Source organism: Saccharopolyspora sp. NPDC047091 (assembly GCF_040643635.1).
GTDB lineage: Bacteria > Actinomycetota > Actinomycetes > Mycobacteriales > Pseudonocardiaceae > Saccharopolyspora_C.
This window is the reverse complement of sequence record NZ_JBEYUS010000007.1, coordinates 125,907-142,789: the sequence shown is the minus strand read 5'-3', so window position 1 is coordinate 142,789 and position 16,883 is coordinate 125,907. Positions and strand designations below refer to the sequence as shown.

The following is a 16,883-nucleotide window of genomic DNA, read 5'->3' as shown; positions in this document are numbered from 1 at the left end:
CCGGATTTCAGATCACGTTTCGCGGCGAAACCGCCGTTCGGGTCGACCACGGCCGTTACGCTCCGCCGCGGGATGACGCACTCGCGCGGTGACGCGCGGACTTCTGGGGGGACCACGTGACGGGATTGACGATCGCGATCGTGCTCATCGGCATCGCCGTCGCGGTGTCGAGCCTGGTGCTGCTGTACCGCCGCACCCGGGCCGCGCCGCAGGCGGCGAGCGGGCCGACCGACCCGTTCCACACCGGCGACGAGGACTCGCTGCGCGGTGATCCGCGGCGGCTCAAGGCGGGCGACATCGTGGAGGTGCGCGGGCTGAGCTACACGGTGCGCGGCTCGCTGCGGCTCGTCGAAGGCGGCTGGGGCTGGGCGGAGCACCTGCTCGACGACGCGAAGGGCACCCAGGTGTGGCTCGGCGTCGAAGAGGACCCGGACCTGGAGCTGACGCTGTGGACGCCGGCCGACGACGCCGGTGAGCCCGGCGGGAAGCACGTCGAGTTCGGCGGCCGCCGCTACGCGCGCGAGGAATCCGGCTCGGCGACGTTCCGCAGCGAGGCCACCACCGGCCTCGACGAGCAGGGCACCGTCCGCTACCAGGACTACGCCGCCGACGACGGCGCGCTGCTGGGCTTCGAGTCCTACGGCGACTCCGGCTGGGAGGCGAGCACCGGCGAACGGCTCAGCCGGTACGACGTGCGCATCTACCCGACCGCGGACTGAGGCGCACCGCCATGGGACGAGGGATCTGGATCGCGCTGGCGAGCGTCGGTGCGGTCGTGGCGCTGCTCATCGCGGTGATCGCGGTGTTCAGCGGCGGCTCCGGGCCGCGCGGCTACGTGCCCGCGCACTACCAGCGCGCCCCCGCGCTGGACATCGCGGACGCCAGGGACGAGGCCTACACCAGCCCGAAACCGGTGCCGGTGGTGGCGCGGGAGATCACCTCCCGGCGGAAGCCGCAGTCGCAGCACACCGACAGCAGCGGCGTCTACCTGCGCTATTCCGACGACGCGGTGATCGTCCAGCCGCACGGCGCGGGTTCGGTGATCCACCTGATGGACGCCGATCGGGCCTACCGCCACTACCACTCGCACCTCGGCGGGGTGTGGGGCTGGGGCGGTCACCGCGGCGAGACGTTCCGCGGTGGCGGGCCGGGCTCCGGCAAGTGAGCGCTCCTCGGGCCGCGGTGCGCGGCCCCCGCAGACGAAGAAGGGCACGACCTTGTACCAGAACCTGCTCTCCGGCCTGATCGCCGCGGTCGCCTACGGGGTGATCGGCACGATGATGATGGGGCTCGGCTACCTGCTGGTGGACCTCGCCACGCCCGGCAAGCTGCGCGACCTGATCTGGGTGCGGCGCAACCCGAACGCGGCGCTGCTGCTGGTGTCCGGGCTGATCGGCGTCGGCATCGTCCTCACCACCGCCATCGCCGCCAGCTCCGACGACCTGGTCGCCGGGCTGCTCGGCACCGTCGTGTACGGGCTGGTCGGATTGGTGCTGATGAGCCTGTCCTTCCTGCTCATCGACGCGCTCACCCCCGGCAGGCTGGGCGAGGAGCTGTCCGCGGAGACCATGCACCCCGGCACCTGGGTGTCGGCGGCGGCGCACCTGGTGATCGCGGCGCTGATGGCCGCCGCCATCTGGTGACGGTGACCCCGTGACCACCGGTGCCGACCTGGACGCCCGCGCCGACGCGCCTGCGGAGCCCGCTCCGCGCGGCCGCGCCGCCCGCACCGCGGTGCTGGTGGCGGTGTTCCTGTGCGCCGCGTGCGGTCTGGTGTACGAGCTGGCGCTGGTCGCGCTCGGCAGCTACCTGATCGGCGACACCGTCGGGCAGGCGTCGATCGTGCTGTCGCTGATGGTGTTCGCGATGGGCGTGGGCGCGCTCGCCGCGAAACCGCTGCAGCGCCGGGCCGCGGCCGCGTTCGCCGCGGTGGAGGTGCTGCTCGCGCTCATCGGCGGGCTCAGCGTGCTGCTGCTGTACGCCGCGTTCGCCTGGCTGAGCCTGTACACCCCGGCGCTGGTGGTGACCTCCCTGGCGCTGGGGCTGCTGATCGGCGCCGAGATCCCGCTGCTGATGGTGCTGCTGCAGCGCATCCGGAAGCAGGACGCGGGATCGGCGGTGGCCGACCTGTTCGCCGCCGACTACGTCGGCGGGCTGCTCGGCGGGCTGGCGTTCCCGTTCGTGCTGCTCCCGGTGTTCGGGCAGCTGCAGGGCGCGCTGCTGGTGGGGATGCTCAACGCGGCGGCCGGGCTCGGCCTGGTGCTCGTCGTGTTCCGCCGGGAGCTGTCGAAGCGGGCGCTGCTGCTGCTCGTGTCCGGAACGGTGCTGGTCGCGGGCGTGCTCGGCACGGCGTGGCTGCTCTCCGACGAGTTCGAGGTGACCGCCCGGCAGGCGCTGTACCGGGACCCGGTGGTGCAGTCGCTGCGCACCCCGTACCAGGAGATCGTGCTGACCGAGTCGTTCCCGCTGGACGGCGACCCGGACACCCGGCTCTACCTGAACGGCGACCTGCAGTTCAGCTCGGTCGACGAGTACCGGTACCACGAGGCGCTGGTGCACCCGGTGCTCGACGGCCCCCGTTCGCACGTGCTGATCCTCGGCGGCGGCGACGGGCTGGCGCTGCGCGAAGTGCTGCGCTACCCGGACGTGCGGGACGTGACCCTGGTGGAGCTGGATCCGGCGGTGCCGCGGCTCGCCCGCACCGACCCGCGGGTGACGGCGCTGAACGGGGGCGCGTTCGAGGACCCGCGGGTGCACCTGGTGTCCGCGGACGCGTTCGGCTGGCTGCGCGACGACCGGGCGCGGTTCGACGCGGTGGTCGTGGACATGCCGGACCCGGACTCGACGGCGACCGCGAAGCTGTACTCCACCGAGTTCTACGGGCTGGTGCGGCGCGCGATGACCGACGACGCGCGGGTCGTCGTGCAGGCGGGCTCGCCGTACTTCGCGCCGAAGGCGTTCTGGGCGATCGAGGCGACGATGCGGGAGGCCGGGCTGGGCACCACGCCCTACCAGGCCTCGGTGCCGAGCTTCGGCGAGTGGGGCTTCCACCTGGGCGCCGCCGGACCGGCCCGCGAGCTGCGGCTGCCCGCGGACGCCCCGCCGCTGCGCTCGCTGGACCCGCGGACGCTGGCCGCCGCCGCGGCGTTCCCGCCGGACCGCGCCCGGATCAGCGGGCTGACCCCGTCGACGCTGCTGCACCCCACGATCCTGAGCTACGTCCAGGACGAGTGGCGGAACTACTGAACCGCCGGCGCCCGGGTTCGCGCTCGGATCACGGACCGAACCAGCGCTCTTCGGCGGAGCGGGGCGGGGCGGCGGTGGTGCCGGTGATCAGCCGGGTTTCGAGCAGCACGTCGCGCGGCCTGCCGGGTTCGCTGGTGTCCAGCAGCAGGCGGCCCGCGGCCCGGCCCTTCTCCAGCACCGGCTGGCGGACCGTCGTGAGGCCGGCCCGGTCGGCGTCGTCGATGCCGTCGAAGCCGGTGATGGTGAGGTCTTCGGGCACCCGCACGCCGCGGCGCCGCGCCTCTTCCAGCGCGCCGAGGGCCAGTATGTCGGAGGTGCAGATGATCGCGGTGATCTCCGGGTCGATCTCCAGCAGCTGGGCCGCGGCGGAGGCGCCGGACTCGGTGCTGTGGTCGAAGCGCTCCACCACCGGGACCTGCGCCCAGTCGACGCCGGCTTCGCTGAACGCGGCGGCGAGCGCGGTGAGCCGGGAGCGCTGCACGTGGAAGCTGGCGTTCGCCTGCCGGTGCACGGAGGCGACGCCGTCGTTGCGGCCGCGCGCCAGGCGCATGCAGGACACGCCGATGCGGCGGTGGCCGAGGCCGATCAGGTGCTCGGCGAGGACGCGCACCGCGCCTTCGTCGTCGGGCCCGACCCAGTCCAGCTGGTCGATGCGCGGCTGGTCGCAGATGACGACCGGCACCGGGCGTTCGAGCACGGCGGCCAGGTGCGGGTCGTCGTCGGGCACCGAGTACACGACGAACCCGTCGACACCGGCGCGGTGCACCGAGGCGACGTCTTCGCGCTCCGGGCTGGCCGGGATGAGCAGCAGGCCGTGCCCGGCGTCTTCGCAGGCCAGCGCGAGCCCTTCGAGGAACTGGATCGCGGCCGGGTCGCGGAAGGCGTAGGAGAGGTTCTCGGTGAGCAGCAGCCCGACCGCCCCGGCCTTCCGGGTGCGGAGCGAGCGCGCGACCGGATCGGGGCCCGGGTAGCCGAGCCTGCGCGCGGTGTCGAGCACCCGCTTCCGGAGCTCCGGCGAGAGCTGATCCGGGCGGTTGTACGCGTTCGACACCGTGGTCCTGGAGACCCCGAGCTCCGCCGCCAGCGAAGCCAGCGTCGCAGGCCGTCGGGCATTCGTTGACCGAGCCATGGAGGAACCGTAACGGTTCAGTACCCGGCGGTGAAGCCGCCGAGATGCAGATCCCATTGCCGATCGGCAACGATCACCACGAGTAGTCGGATGATCACTTTCCGAACCGGTTCGAGGAAAGGGATGACCTTAACTCGGTTAAGCGCTACGTTGTGCTTAACCCGAGTCAGCGAAAGGTGCGTCCCAGATGTCCGAGGTTGCATACGTCCAGGCATCCCGCCTCTACCCGGGTAACCCACCGGTGCGAGCCGTCAACGCACTCGATCTGCAGGTCGACGACGGAGAGTTCCTGGTCCTGGTCGGACCGTCCGGCTCGGGCAAGTCGACCGCGCTGCGCATGCTCGCCGGCCTGGAGGACGTCGACGAAGGCGCCATCACCATCGGCGGCCAGGACGTCACCAACACCCCGCCGAAGGCGCGCGACATCGCGATGGTCTTCCAGTCCTACGCGCTGTACCCGCACATGACGGTCGCCGACAACATGGGCTTCGCGCTGAAGCTGCGCAAGACCCCCAAGGACGAGATCCGGGCCAAGGTCACCGAGGCCGCCAAGATGCTCGACCTGGAGAAGTACCTGGACCGCAAGCCCAAGGCGCTCTCCGGCGGCCAGCGCCAGCGCGTCGCGATGGGCCGCGCCATCGTCCGCGAGCCCAGCGTCTTCCTGATGGACGAACCGCTGTCCAACCTGGACGCGAAGCTGCGCGTGGAGACCCGCGCCAACATCGCCGCGCTGCAGAAGCGGCTGGCCACCACCACGATCTACGTCACGCACGACCAGGTGGAGGCCATGACCATGGGCCACCGGGTCGCGGTGCTCAAGGACGGACTGCTCCAGCAGGTCGCCAGCCCGCGCGAGCTGTACGAGAACCCGCGCAACGCGTTCGTCGCCGGCTTCATCGGCTCGCCCGCGATGAACCTCAAGACGGTGCCGCTGTCCGCGGGGGGCGCCGAGCTCGACGGGCAGACCATCCCGCTGACCCGCGCCGCGCTGGCCGCGGCCGACGGGCTGCAGGAGGTGACCTTCGGCGTGCGCCCGGAGGCGCTGAGCCTGGTCTCCGGCGAGGACGAGAAGGCCATGACGATGACCGTCGAGCTCGTCGAGGAGCTCGGCGCGGACGCCCTGGTGCACGGCAGCATCCAGGTCGCCGGGCAGCCGCAGCGGTTCGTGGTCCGCACCGACGGCCGGACCCCGCCCGCGCTGGGCCAGCAGGTGAAGGTGGCGCTGCGCGACTCCGGCGAGGTGCACCTGTTCCGCCCGGACGACGGCACCCGCCTGACCAGCTGATCCACCCGCACGCCCGCGATGCCCCCGCCCGCCCGGCGGGGGCATCGTGCTGTCCGCCCCCGCGGGATGCCGGTCGGGCGGGCGGTCCGCCCGGCACCGCGAGGCCGGGTGAACGGACCGCCCGTCCGATCTACCGGGACGAACGGTCCGCTCACCAGCCACGCGGGGTCGACGTGAACGGGCCGCCTGACCGATGCCGTCGGGCGGGCGGTCCGCCACGCGCGATCGGGGTGAACGGACCGCCTGACCGGCGCCTCGGTCTGACCGCCCGTCCGGTGCGGTCGGGCCGGCCGCCCGTCCGGTGCGGCAGAGCGGGCGGGCGCACTCCGGCGCGATAATGCGAAACGTTGTCATGTTCACAACGAACGGCCCGCCCGCTGGGGCACTTCCCCGCACCTCGCGGCGTACGCTGCACATGACAACGGTTTCCGTTTGCGGTCGTCGCCGAACTCGGCTCCCGGCCGCCCACCACCACGGTGCGTTCCCCGAGGAGTGCGTTCATGACCGTCTTCACCCGACGTGCCCGCCGCAGCGGCGCGGCGCTGACCGGGCTCGCCGTAGTCGCGCTGACCGCAGGTGCCTGCGGCGGCGGTTCCGGCCAGAGCGCCGACGACGGCAAGCTCAAGGTCGTCGCCACCACCAACGTCTGGGCCTCGGTGGCCAGGGCCGTCGGCGGCCAGGACGTCGACGTCGAATCGATCATCGACGACCCCGCGGCCGACCCGCACTCCTACGAGAGCAGCCCGCAGGACGCGGCGAAGATCAGCGAGGCCGACCTGGTGCTGCTCAACGGCGGCGGCTACGACGAGTTCGCCGAGAAGATCCTCGGCACGAGCGGCGACAAGCCGACCGTGCAGGCCTTCGAAGGCGAGCACGAGCACGGCGACCACGCGGATGACCACGCGGGCGAACCCGCCGCGGACCACGACGAGCACGCGGGCGAACCCGCCGACGAGCACGGCGCCGAGCACGCGGGCGACGCGCACGAGGGGCACGACCACGACCACTCGGTGAACGAGCACGTCTGGTACGACCTGCACGTGGTGCGCGAGACCGCCGACCAGGTCGCCGACCGGCTCGGCGAGCTCCAGCCGGAGAAGTCGCAGGCGTTCCACGACGGCGCCGCCCGCTTCGGCGAGCAGATCGGCGGCCTGGAGGGCCGGGTGCAGCAGATCTCGGCCACCGAGCACGGCAAGAAGGTCATCGTCACCGAACCCGTCGCGCAGTACCTCGTCGAGGCGGCCGGGCTCACCGACATCACCCCGCAGTCCTTCGTGAACTCCGTCGAGGACGGCAACGACCCGTCCGCCGCCTCCGTCGCGGAGATCCAGAACGCGGTGAACTCCAAGCAGGCCGCCGCCGTCATCTACAACCCGCAGACCGAATCGCCGGTCACCGAATCCGTCCGCAAGGACGCGGAGCAGAATCAGACCCCGGTCGTCGAGATGACCGAGACGCTGCCGCAGCAGAACCAGGACTACGTGCGGTGGATGGACGGCCAGATCTCGGCGCTGCAGAACGCGCTGACCGGCCGGGCCTGACCCGGCGGGCGCCTTCGCCGGGGCGGTGGACCGCCCGTCCACCGGCCCGGCGCCCGAACCGACCCCACCACTGATCCGAGAGCCACGTGGAACCCAGCACCGACACCGAAGCACCGGACCGCACCGAACCGGATACCACCGGGCGGGATCCCGCGGTCCGGTTGCGCGGCGCCCGCCTCTCCTACGGCCCGCGCGTCCTGTGGGACGGGCTGGACCTGGACGTGCACCCCGGCGAGTTCCTCGCGGTGCTCGGCCCCAACGGTTCGGGGAAGACGAGCCTGCTGCGGGTGCTGCTCGGGTTGCAGCCGCTCAGCGGCGGCAAGGTGCGGATCGCGGGCGAGGCGGCGCGGCGCGGGAGCTCCCGCATCGGCTACATCCCGCAGCAGCGCTCGGTGGATCCGACGCTCACGGTCCGCGGCAGCGACCTCGTCGGCCTCGGCTTGGACGGCCACCACTGGGGGGTGGGCTTCCGCGGCCGCAAGGACCGCAGGCAGCGGGTCGAGCGGGCGCTGCGCGCCGTGGAGGCCACCGAGTACGCGCGGATGCCGCTGGGCCTGCTCTCCGGCGGTGAGCAGCAGCGGCTGCGGGTCGCGCAGGCCCTGGTCGGCGATCCGCACGTGCTGCTGTGCGACGAGCCGCTGCTGTCGCTGGACATCGCGCACCAGCGCAACGTGAGCAGGCTGATCGCCCGGCAGGCGCGGGAGACCGGCTCGGCGGTGCTGTTCGTGACGCACGAGATCAACCCTGTGCTGCCGCTGGTGGACCGGATCCTGTACCTGGTCGACGGCCGGTTCCGGATCGGCACGCCGGACGAGGTGATGACCTCGGCGACGCTGTCCGAGCTGTACCGGTCGGACGTCGAGGTGGCCCGGGTCGGCGGCAGGCTCGTCGTCACCGGCACCGACGAAGTCGATCACCACCACGTCGACGCGGAGACCACCTCATGAACACCCTGCTGGACGCCCTGAGCCGGTTCTTCGACTTCGAGCTCACCGGGAACCTGCTCGGCTACCCGTTCGTGCAGCAGGCGCTGCTGGCCGCGGCCGCGCTCGGCCTGGTGTCGGGGGCGCTGGCACCGCTGGTGGTGGCGCGGAAGATGTCGTTCGCGGTGCACGGCACCGCGGAGCTCGCGTTCACCGGCGCGGCCGCCGCCCTGCTGTTCGGCGCGAGCGTCGGGGCCGGGGCGCTCGGCGGCGCGGTGGTGGCGGCGCTGCTGCTCGGGTTCCTCGGGCAGCGCGGCGGGGAGCGGGACTCGGTGATCGGCGCGATCCTGTCGTTCGGCCTCGGCCTCGGGGTGCTGCTGCTGTGGATGAACCCGGAGCGCACCTCGAACAAGTTCAGCCTGCTCATCGGCCAGATCGTCGGCGTGGACTCGGCCGACGTGGCGCTGCTGGCCGGGAGCGCCGCGGTGGTGCTGGTCGTGCTGGCCGTGGTGTACCGGCCGCTGCTGTTCGCCAGCGTCGACCCCGACGTGGCGGCGGCGCGCGGCGTGCCGGCCCGGCTGCTCAGCCCGCTGTTCGCGGTGCTGGTGGGCGTGGCGACCGCGCTCGGCGTGTACACGGTGGGTGCGCTGCTGGTGCTGGCGCTGATGGTGACGCCGGGCGCGGCGGCGGCGCGGGTGACCGCGAGCCCGCTGCTGTCCACGGTGCTGGCCGTGGTGTTCGCCGAGGTCGCGGTGCTGGGCGGCATCGTGCTGTCGCTGGCGCCGGGGGCGCCGGTGAGCGCCTTCGTGACGATCCTGTCGTTCGCGATCTACCTGGTGTGCCGCGCGGTCGGCAACGTGCGGCTGCGCCGCGTCTCGCGCGCTCCCGCGGCCGCCTGAGCCGCGATCCGGGCCCGCTGATCGCCGTCCGATCGTCCGGCGGTGACCGCCCGGGGCACGCACGCTGAGCGGGTGTTCTCCTCGGAGCGGGGCCTGCTGCGCCGGACGGCGGTGACCGCGCTGGCCGTCGCCGCGAGCACCGCGGTGTACTTCGCGCTGCCGCTGGGCGTGTTCGACGTGCGCGGCACGTGGGCGTTCGTCGGCGCGTTCGCGGCGGGCCTGGTCGTGGTGGCCGTGGTGATCGTGCGCCAGGTCCGCCGGTTCCGTTCCGGGGGCGTGGCGCTGACCGGGGTGCTGATCTCGCTGTACCTGGCGGTGCTGTTCTTCGCGGCGGTGTACTGCGCGTTGAACGCGCACTGGCCGGGGTCGATCGCCTCGCTGCGCACCAAGGTGGATGCGCTGTACTTCGCGCTGTCGATCACCAGCACGGTCGGGTTCGGGGACGTGCACGCCTCCTCGCAGGCGGCGCGGGTGCTGGTGGGCGTGCACCTGGTGTTCAACCTGGGGTTCCTCGGCGCGGCGGTCACGGCCGTCCGCAACGCCACCCGGTGAGCACGGGGCCCGCCCTCGGACCCGCGCCCCGTCAGCGGCGGAGCCGACGAGCACCCGGGGCACCGGTGCCGCCGCGGGTTCCCGCGCGGACGGCGAGGTCGCGGGCGTACCTCAGGAATCGCGCCCGCACCGGGAGCGCGGCCGGCGACGCGCCACCCGAGCACTCCGCAGCACGGGCCGGCAGCAGGAGCCCGCGAGCCGGGGAACCGCCGGTCAGCGCGGGTCGGCGGCGAGCACGGCGCCCACCTGGTCGGCGACGGCCGGGTCGAGCAGGTCGTAGCGGCCGCCGGAGACGAACCGCTCGGACAGCTCGAAGGTCACCACGTCGCCCTCGGCGAGCAGCCCCGCCGTCTCCCGCGGCCGCTTCGCGATCTCCTCCGGGTGCACGATGCTGATGTCGGCGAACGTCGCGGCCAGGTACGGGCTGGCGAACTGGGTGAACGAGTCGCCCACCATCCGCGTCGGCTCGGCGATCATGCCGGTCCGCGGCATCGACTTCAGGTGCAGCGGCTCGTGGAAGTCGCTGGGTTCGAAGCGGGTGTGGTCGGAGCCGCCGTCCGGCGCCAGCGAGTACGCCTGGATCGGCACGGTGCGGCGCTGCCCGAGCAGGTCCGGGATGTCCGCGGAGTGCGGGTACTGCCTGCCGGGCTGCAGCTTCCAGGTGGCGGTGCTGCCCGGGGCCAGCCGCTCGGCCAGCTGGTACACCATCGTGATGCCGCCTTCGTGCGTCCAGTGCGTGTCGATGTCGTGGTAGATCGCGCGCCCGTTGCGGTCGGCGGATTCGAGCAGCGGTTCCCGCAGGTCGATCGCGCCTGTCGCGGTGGGCAGCCGCCGCCAGAACTCCGCCCTGGCCTGCGAGGAGCAGTCCTTGCCCGCGTAGTCCGGCGGCAGGTTCGCCGGGTACATCGTCGACTTGTCCGGCGCGATGACCAGCTGGAACTTCCGCCCGGAGGCCTCCACGACGCGGCGCCAGCGTTGCAGTCCGGTGATCACCTCGTCGAGGCTGCGCTTCGGCGTGCACGGGTAGGCGACGTCGTGGCCGAGGTACAGCCAGCCCGCGCGGCCCTCGATGACCTTCGGGAACACGTTCTCGTCCAGCGGCTGCCGGGGCTGCTGCTGGTCGCTGCCGGTGCCGGTGGGCGAGCTGTGCGTCCCCGATTCGAGCCGCGCCTGCTCGCCGAACACGCCCTGGCTGATCGAGTGCACGGACCGGACGGCGGTCCCGCGGAACGGCAGGTTCTCCGCGGCCCACGGCGACAGCCCGGTGAGGAAGCCCCAGCCGTCGGTGATGCTCGGGAACTCCGCCAGCGGCCGGTTCTCCAGCTGTTCGGCCCGCGCGCCGAACACCCAGGTGGTCGCGGGCGCGGTGAGGAACAGCAGCGCGCACACCAGGGCGGTCAGCTGGCGCTTGCCGTGCCGCGGCCGGTGCATCGGGTGTTCGCGCGGCAGCCACGACTCGTGGACCGCGGGTAACTCGGTGGGTTCCGTCCTCGACACGTCGCTACGTTAGCCCGACCGGGCGGTCCACGTGCCCGGTTCCCCCGCACCGGTCCCGCTATGCCGGTGCCCGGTCGTTCCGCAGGTACCGGGGTGGCGCGGGTTCGCGGTCCGCGTGCAGTTCGGCCAGCTGCGCCGCGATCGGCGGGTGCAGGTCGAGCCGGTGCAGCTCGGCGACCGGGACCAGGTCGGGCCGCAGCCCGTCCTCCCGGAACCGCGGTTGCCCGGCGGGCCGCCCCGGCGAGCGGAACACGACGTCGACCAGCCGCTCGGCGTAGGGCCGCACGGTTTCGACGATGAGCGCGCAGCTGCCCGGGTCGATCAGCATGTCGGTCTCCTCGCGCAGCTCGCGCCGCACGCAGGCGTGGAAGTCCTCCCCCGGCCGCGGGGTGCCGCCGGGCAGCACCCAGTCGTCGTGCTCCCGGCGGCGCACCAGCAGCACGCGGTCGCCGAAGAACACGGCGGCGGAGCAGCGCAGCAGGACGTGGATGTGCGACATGGCGAGCCTCCTCGCGATCCGAAGAGGCCATCAGCGGCGTGTTCCGCACTTCCGGCGAGCCTCATCGCCACCGCCCAGTCTCCGCCCACCCCACCCCCACCACAACGGCCCAACGACCCGAACCCGGCATCCGAACGAGCACAGGGCCATGCCTTCGTCCTGTCAGCGGCGAAGCCGCTGAGCGGAGACCACGCACGTAGCAGGACCACCCGCGGGTACTCAGCGCTTTCCTCGCGAGGACAGCGATTTCTCCTGTGGCGGAGCCACCTGTGAAAACGATCCCGCAGCGAGGAAAGCGCTGAGGTTCCGCCACCCCACCCCAACGCGAAAAGCGCCGGGCAAGCCCTCAGAACTGGTAGTACAAGAACGGGCTGAAGGAGCCGGTGGCTACCAGCAGCCCGGAGTACAGCAGCCCGACCGTCATCACCGCCGCCCGCAGCGCGTTCGCCTGCCGGGACCGCACCGATTCCAGGAACGCCCCGGTCCCGGTGGAGGCGGGCAGCAGCACCACGACCAGCGCCACCAGCAGGAAGAACACCCGCTGGTGGGTCACCGAGGCGGCGACGATGTCGGTGAGCCCGGACAGGTCCGGCAGCAGCATGTGACCGATCATCGTGAACGCGGTGCCCAGGTCGGGCGCCCGGAAGAACACCCAGCCCAGCACGACCAGCAGCAGCGTCAGCGCCCGCCTGCCCAGCCGCGCCCAGCGGTCCGCGGGCGCCGAGTCGTGCCCGGTGGCGCGTTCGACGACCAGCAGCGCCCCGTGGAACAGGCCCCACACCAGGTAGGTCCAGGCCGCGCCGTGCCAGAACCCGGTGAGCACGAAGATGATCGTCAGGTTCAGGTAGGTGCGCCCGGTGCCGCGCCGGTTGCCGCCGAGCGGGATGTAGACGTAGTCGCGGAACCAGCGGGACAGCGACATGTGCCAGCGCCGCCAGAACTCGGTGACGGTCACCGAGGAGTAGGGGCGGGCGAAGTTCTCCGGCAGCCGGAACCCGAGCATCCGCCCCAGCCCGATCGCCATGTCGGAGTAGCCGGAGAAGTCGAAGTACAGCTGCACGGTGTAGCCGATGGCGCCGAGCCAGGCGACGGCGAAGCTCATGTCCTCGGCGGGCGTCGCGAAGCAGGCGTCGACCATCGGGGCGAGCGTGTCGGCGACGACGACCTTCTTCGTCAGCCCCCACGCGAACCGCGGGAAGCCTGCGGCGACGTCGTCGAGCCGGTGGGTGCGCTGCTGCGGGAGCTGGTCGGCGATCTCCCGGTAGCGCACGATCGGGCCGGCGACCAGCTGCGGGAACATCGCGATGTAGGTGACGAAGCCGACCGGGTTGCGCAGCGCGGGCCGTTCGCCGCGGTACACGTCGACCACGTAGGAGATGTGGTGGAACGTGTAGAAGGAGATGCCGATCGGCAGCGCCAGCTGCAGCACCGGGAAGTCGCCGCCGAACCACCGGGTCAGCGTCGCCAGCTGCTCGGTGGCGAAGCCGGCGTACTTCCACACCACCAGCACCAGCAGGTCGAACGAGACGGCGCCGATGAGCAGGGCGCGGCGCTGCGGGTGCTCCGCTTCGGGTTCGAGGGCCTTGCCCGCGAGGAAGTTGACGACGATGCACGCCAGCAGCAGCAGGGTGGTGCCGCCCGCGCCGCTGGCGTAGAACACCAGGCTCGCGACGGCCACGATGGCGTTGCGCGCGGATCGCGGCGCGATGAGCACCGCCGCCAGCACGACCGGCAGGAAGTACCAGAGGAACAGCGGAGTGGAGAAGTACATCGGTGTGGGGCCTCGCGGTGCTGGGAGACCCTGGCCTCCCGATCGACTCGGCTTCGGAGCCTAGCCGAGCGCCCACCCGCACCGACGTCGAATGCCCGAGCTCACCACGACGCACCGCGGTGGGCGGCCCATCCGCCCGATGGGACGGGACGGACGGGCCGCTCCCCGGCGGTCAGTAGGTGACGGGCTTGATCCGGCGGCGCCGCGCCACCTCGGCCAGCACCACGCCGGCCGCGACGGAGGCGTTCAGCGACTCCACCTGCCCGGCCATCGGGATCGACACCGTCTGGTCGCAGGTGTCCCGCACCAGCCGGGACAGCCCGCGGCCTTCGGAACCGACGACGACCACCAGCGGTCCGCTGGCCAGTTCCAGCTCGTCGGAGGTGATGTCGGAGTCCGCGTCGAGCCCCACGACCATCAGGCCCTCGTTCTTGAGGTCCTTGAGCGTGCGGGTGAGGTTCACGGCCATCGCCACCGGCAGCTGCGCCGCGGTGCCCGCGCTGGTGCGCCACGCGACGGCGGTCATCCCGGCGCTGCGGCGCTGCGGGAGGATCACGCCGTGCGCGCCGAAGGCGGCGGCCGAGCGGATCACCGCCCCCAGGTTCCGCGGGTCGGTGACGCCGTCCAGCGCCACCAGCAGCGGCGGCAGGCCGGAGTCGGCGGCGTGCTCGAGCACCTCGTCCGGGTGCGCGTACTTGAACGGCGGCACCTGCAGCGCGAGGCCCTGGTGCATCGCCCCGCCGGTGATCCGGTCCAGTTCGGTGCGCGGCACGTCGATCACCGAGATGCCCTTGTCGGACGCGGTGCGCACCGCGTCCCTGACCCGGTCGTCGGTGTCGATGCCCTGCGCCACGTACAGCCCGGTGGCGGGCACGCCCGCGCGGAGGCACTCGGCGACCGGGTTGCGGCCGGCCACCATCTCGGGCAGGTCGCGCTGTTCGCGCTGCCTGCGGTTCTGCTGCTCGGTGCGGGCCTTGGCCGCGTCCGCGCGCTTCTTGGCCGGGTGCGGGACCCGGTCCTTGGCCTTGGGGGTGGGGCCCTTGCCTTCGAGGCCCTTGCGGCGCTGGCCGCCGGAGCCCTTCACCATCCCCTTCTTGGTGCCCGGCTTGCGGGTCGCCCCACGGCGCTTGTCGTTGCCTGCCAACGTTCGTTCACCCGTCCTTGAGTGTCCACAACGGACCGTCGGGTGTGTCCTCGACGGCGACGCCGGAAGCCAGCAGCCGGTCCCGCAGCAGGTCGGCGGTGGCGAAGTCGCGCTCCGCCCGAGCCTTCTGCCGCTGCTCCAGCAGGCCGTCGACCAGCTCTGCGAGTGCTCGGCGCGCGGCGTCGTCCGCGCCGGACTCCTCGGCCCACTGCGGGGCGAGGGGGTCCAGGCCGAGCACATCGGTCATGGTGCGCACCGAGGCCGCCGCGGCGCGCGCGGCCTCGTCGTCACCGGTGTCGAGCGCGGCGTTGCCCTCCCGGATCGTGGTGTGCACCGCGGCCACCGCCTGCGGCGTGGACAGGTCGTCGTCCATCGCCGCGGCGAATTCGGCGCGCACCTCCCCGTGCCCCACCCCGCCGGTGCGCTGCGCGACGCGGTGCACGAAGGATTCGATGCGCCGGTAGGTGGCGACCGCTTCCTGCAGCGCCTCCTCGGAGAACTCCAGGGTCGAGCGGTAGTGCGGGGCCACCAGGTAGTAGCGCAGCTCGCAGGCGCGAGCGCGTTCCAGCACGGCCGGGATGCTCATGGTGTTGCCGAGCGACTTCGACATCTTCTCGCCGCTCATCGTCACCCAGGCGTTGTGCAGCCAGTAGCGCGCGAACGGGTCGCCCGCCGCGTTCGACTGGGCGAGTTCGTTCTCGTGGTGCGGGAACACCAGGTCCAGGCCGCCGCCGTGGATGTCGAACTCGGCGCCGAGGTAGTAGGTGGCCATCGCCGAGCACTCCAGGTGCCAGCCGGGGCGGCCGTCGCCCCACGGCGTGGGCCAGCTCGGTTCGCCGGGCTTGGCGCCCTTCCACAGCGTGAAGTCGCGGGGGTCGCGCTTGCCGGACGCCGCGCTCTCGCCCTGCTGCACCTCGTCGAGGCGCTGGCCGGACAACCGTCCGTACTCCGCGGCGAAGGAGCCGACGGAGAAGTACACGTCGCCGCCCGACGGGTAGGCGTGGTCCTTGTCGATCAGCCGCTGGATCAGGTCGACCATCTGCCCGATGTGCCCGGTGGCGCGGGGCAGCGCGGACGGCGGGAGGCAGCCGAGCCGGTCGTAGGCGCTCTCGAAGGCGCGCTCGTGGGTGGCGGCCCACTCCCACCAGGGGCGGCCGGCCTCCCCCGCCTTCGCGATGATCTTGTCGTCGATGTCGGTGACGTTGCGGACCAGCCGCACGTCGTACCCGGTGTGCAGCAGCCAGCGGCGCAGCACGTCGAAGTCGAGCCCGCTGCGCACGTGCCCGATGTGCGGCACGCCCTGCACCGTCGCCCCACAGACGTAGATCGACGCCACTCCGTCGCAGCGCGGGTGGAATTCGCGCGTCGTGCGGGTCGCGGTGTCATGCAGGTGCAGGCTCACGCCTCGATGGTACGGGGGTCCTCCGATCGTGAACCACGACAGGGGCCTGCTCGTCAAGGCTTCGCGATGTGCGCTCCGCCGGAGATCCGGTCGGTGATCACACCCCCGCGGGCGAGGCGGGCAGCACGCCGTGCTCCGCGACCGCCGCGAGCAGGGCGTCCGGGCGCTGCGCGGTGGGCAGCGGTTCCACGATGGACACCGCGCAGCCGATCTCGGCCGCGGCCCCGTCGGCCTCCGCGCTGTCGCCGATCATGAGCGCTTCCGCCGGTTCGACGCCGAGGCGCTCGCAGGCGCGCAGGAACAGCTTCGGGTCCGGCTTGACCACGCCTTCGACGTAGGACATCAGGTACTCGTCGACCAGGTCGAACACGCCGAGCTCGTCGAACGCCGGGCGGATGTCGAAGGCGATGTTGCTGATCACGCCGATGCGCACGCCCGCGTCCCGCAGCCTGCGCAGCACTTCGGCGGTGTCCGGGTACGGCGTCCAGGACATCGGGTCGACGAGCCGGCCGTAGAGCGCTTCGCCCTGCTCGGCGGTGCTGACGCCGGACAGCCGCAGCACCTCGATGTTGGCCTTGCGGTGCATCTCCGGGTCGAGGTCGCGCCGCTCCCAGGCCTCCTGGAACTCCGGCGCGAGATCGGCGACGCGGCCGGTGGGGGCGGTGAGCCTGCGCAGCAGCTCGGTCTGGGCCTCCAGGCTCAGCGGATCACCGCTGCCGTCGGTGAGGCCGGCGAGCCAGGACGCGTCCTGCTCCAGCCGGAACAACGTGCCCGAGTAGTCGAAGAACACCGCGCGCAAGCTCACCCGGCCCACCCTACGGCCCGAGCCGCGCCCACCCCCGCCGCTGCGGCCGATCTCACCACGCCACCGCGCGATTCCCGGCGTGGTCCACCGCGGCGGTCCGCTGCTGGACGCGTCGGCCGTCCTCGATGACTTCCCACGCGCGGCGGTGGACGGGCCCGCGGCGACGCGCGTGGGCTGCTCGACCGCGCTG

The 16,883-nt window shown here is 72.6% G+C and carries 16 protein-coding genes and 1 riboswitch; of the genes, 9 read left to right on the top strand and 7 right to left on the bottom strand.

The features are described from left to right. Positions 1-116: 116 nt before the first annotated feature. From ABZ805_RS06050 to ABZ805_RS06035, 4 genes are read left to right on the top strand one after another with little or no spacing between them, the layout of a single operon-like run. Entirely contained in the window at positions 117-719 is a 603-nt protein-coding gene (locus ABZ805_RS06050; protein WP_358435043.1) for a DUF4178 domain-containing protein, read from the top strand. Positions 720-730: 11 nt separating this feature from the next. After that, the gene (locus ABZ805_RS06045; protein ID WP_358435041.1) at positions 731-1,165 is read left to right on the top strand and encodes a DUF4247 domain-containing protein; all 435 of its coding nucleotides are present in this window, start codon (positions 731-733) and stop codon (positions 1,163-1,165) included. A 52-nt stretch (positions 1,166-1,217) separates the two neighbouring features. Further along, complete coding sequence (locus ABZ805_RS06040) at positions 1,218-1,643, top strand: DUF350 domain-containing protein (protein WP_358435038.1); 426 nt, start codon at positions 1,218-1,220, stop codon at positions 1,641-1,643. Positions 1,644-1,653: 10 nt separating this feature from the next. Continuing rightward, positions 1,654-3,246, top strand: coding sequence for a polyamine aminopropyltransferase (locus tag ABZ805_RS06035; protein WP_358435036.1), 1,593 nt, complete (start codon positions 1,654-1,656; stop codon positions 3,244-3,246). A gap of 28 nt (positions 3,247-3,274) precedes the next feature. Here the strand turns inward: ABZ805_RS06035 and ABZ805_RS06030 are convergent, their stop codons facing one another. Beyond that, positions 3,275-4,375: a LacI family DNA-binding transcriptional regulator gene (locus ABZ805_RS06030; protein WP_358435033.1), complete on the bottom strand. Its 1,101-nt coding sequence runs from the start codon at positions 4,373-4,375 to the stop codon at positions 3,275-3,277. Positions 4,376-4,562: 187 nt separating this feature from the next. Here ABZ805_RS06030 and ugpC point away from each other — a divergent pair, with 187 nt between their 5' ends. The 5 genes from ugpC (at position 4,563) to ABZ805_RS06005 (ending at position 9,575) form a co-directional block, all read left to right on the top strand. After that, a complete protein-coding gene (ugpC, locus tag ABZ805_RS06025) occupies positions 4,563-5,660 on the top strand; it encodes a sn-glycerol-3-phosphate ABC transporter ATP-binding protein UgpC (protein WP_358435031.1) in 1,098 nt (365 codons plus the stop codon). A gap of 500 nt (positions 5,661-6,160) precedes the next feature. Further along, complete coding sequence (locus ABZ805_RS06020; protein WP_358435028.1) at positions 6,161-7,201, top strand: zinc ABC transporter substrate-binding protein; 1,041 nt, start codon at positions 6,161-6,163, stop codon at positions 7,199-7,201. A gap of 161 nt (positions 7,202-7,362) precedes the next feature. Beyond that, a complete protein-coding gene (locus tag ABZ805_RS06015; protein WP_358435097.1) occupies positions 7,363-8,148 on the top strand; it encodes an ATP-binding cassette domain-containing protein in 786 nt (261 codons plus the stop codon). Further along, positions 8,145-9,023, top strand: a complete 879-nt coding sequence (locus ABZ805_RS06010) for a metal ABC transporter permease (RefSeq protein ID WP_358435025.1) — start codon at positions 8,145-8,147, stop codon at positions 9,021-9,023. Before ABZ805_RS06015 ends, ABZ805_RS06010 begins: the two co-directional genes overlap by 4 nt. Positions 9,024-9,065: 42 nt before the next feature. Next, on the top strand, positions 9,066-9,575 hold the full coding sequence (locus tag ABZ805_RS06005) for an ion channel (protein ID WP_358435022.1): 510 nt from the start codon (positions 9,066-9,068) through the stop codon (positions 9,573-9,575). 213 nt (positions 9,576-9,788) lie between these two features. On the opposite strand, the gene ABZ805_RS06000 is transcribed toward ABZ805_RS06005, so the two are convergent. The 6 genes from ABZ805_RS06000 to ABZ805_RS05975 all read right to left on the bottom strand — a co-directional run bounded on the left by ABZ805_RS06000 (position 9,789) and on the right by ABZ805_RS05975 (position 16,693). Continuing rightward, positions 9,789-11,072, bottom strand: coding sequence for a hypothetical protein (locus ABZ805_RS06000; protein ID WP_358435019.1), 1,284 nt, complete (start codon positions 11,070-11,072; stop codon positions 9,789-9,791). Between the two features lie 58 nt (positions 11,073-11,130). Next, positions 11,131-11,571 carry an NUDIX hydrolase gene (locus ABZ805_RS05995; protein WP_358435016.1) on the bottom strand — a complete coding sequence of 147 codons (441 nt, stop codon included), beginning with the start codon at positions 11,569-11,571 and terminating at the stop codon, positions 11,131-11,133. Positions 11,572-11,585: 14 nt separating this feature from the next. Continuing rightward, positions 11,586-11,649: riboswitch (Fluoride riboswitch) on the bottom strand. 268 nt (positions 11,650-11,917) lie between these two features. Beyond that, a complete protein-coding gene (locus ABZ805_RS05990) occupies positions 11,918-13,342 on the bottom strand; it encodes an MBOAT family protein (RefSeq protein WP_358435014.1) in 1,425 nt (474 codons plus the stop codon). Positions 13,343-13,514: 172 nt separating this feature from the next. Beyond that, positions 13,515-14,486 (bottom strand): 23S rRNA (guanosine(2251)-2'-O)-methyltransferase RlmB, encoded by a 972-nt coding sequence (gene rlmB, locus ABZ805_RS05985; RefSeq protein ID WP_358435011.1) that lies wholly within the window; start codon positions 14,484-14,486, stop codon positions 13,515-13,517. Between the two features lie 7 nt (positions 14,487-14,493). Continuing rightward, positions 14,494-15,888 carry a cysteine--tRNA ligase gene (gene cysS, locus ABZ805_RS05980; RefSeq protein ID WP_358435008.1) on the bottom strand — a complete coding sequence of 465 codons (1,395 nt, stop codon included), beginning with the start codon at positions 15,886-15,888 and terminating at the stop codon, positions 14,494-14,496. Positions 15,889-15,985: 97 nt separating this feature from the next. Next, positions 15,986-16,693 (bottom strand): HAD-IA family hydrolase, encoded by a 708-nt coding sequence (locus tag ABZ805_RS05975; RefSeq protein WP_358435005.1) that lies wholly within the window; start codon positions 16,691-16,693, stop codon positions 15,986-15,988. Positions 16,694-16,883: the final 190 nt, after the last annotated feature.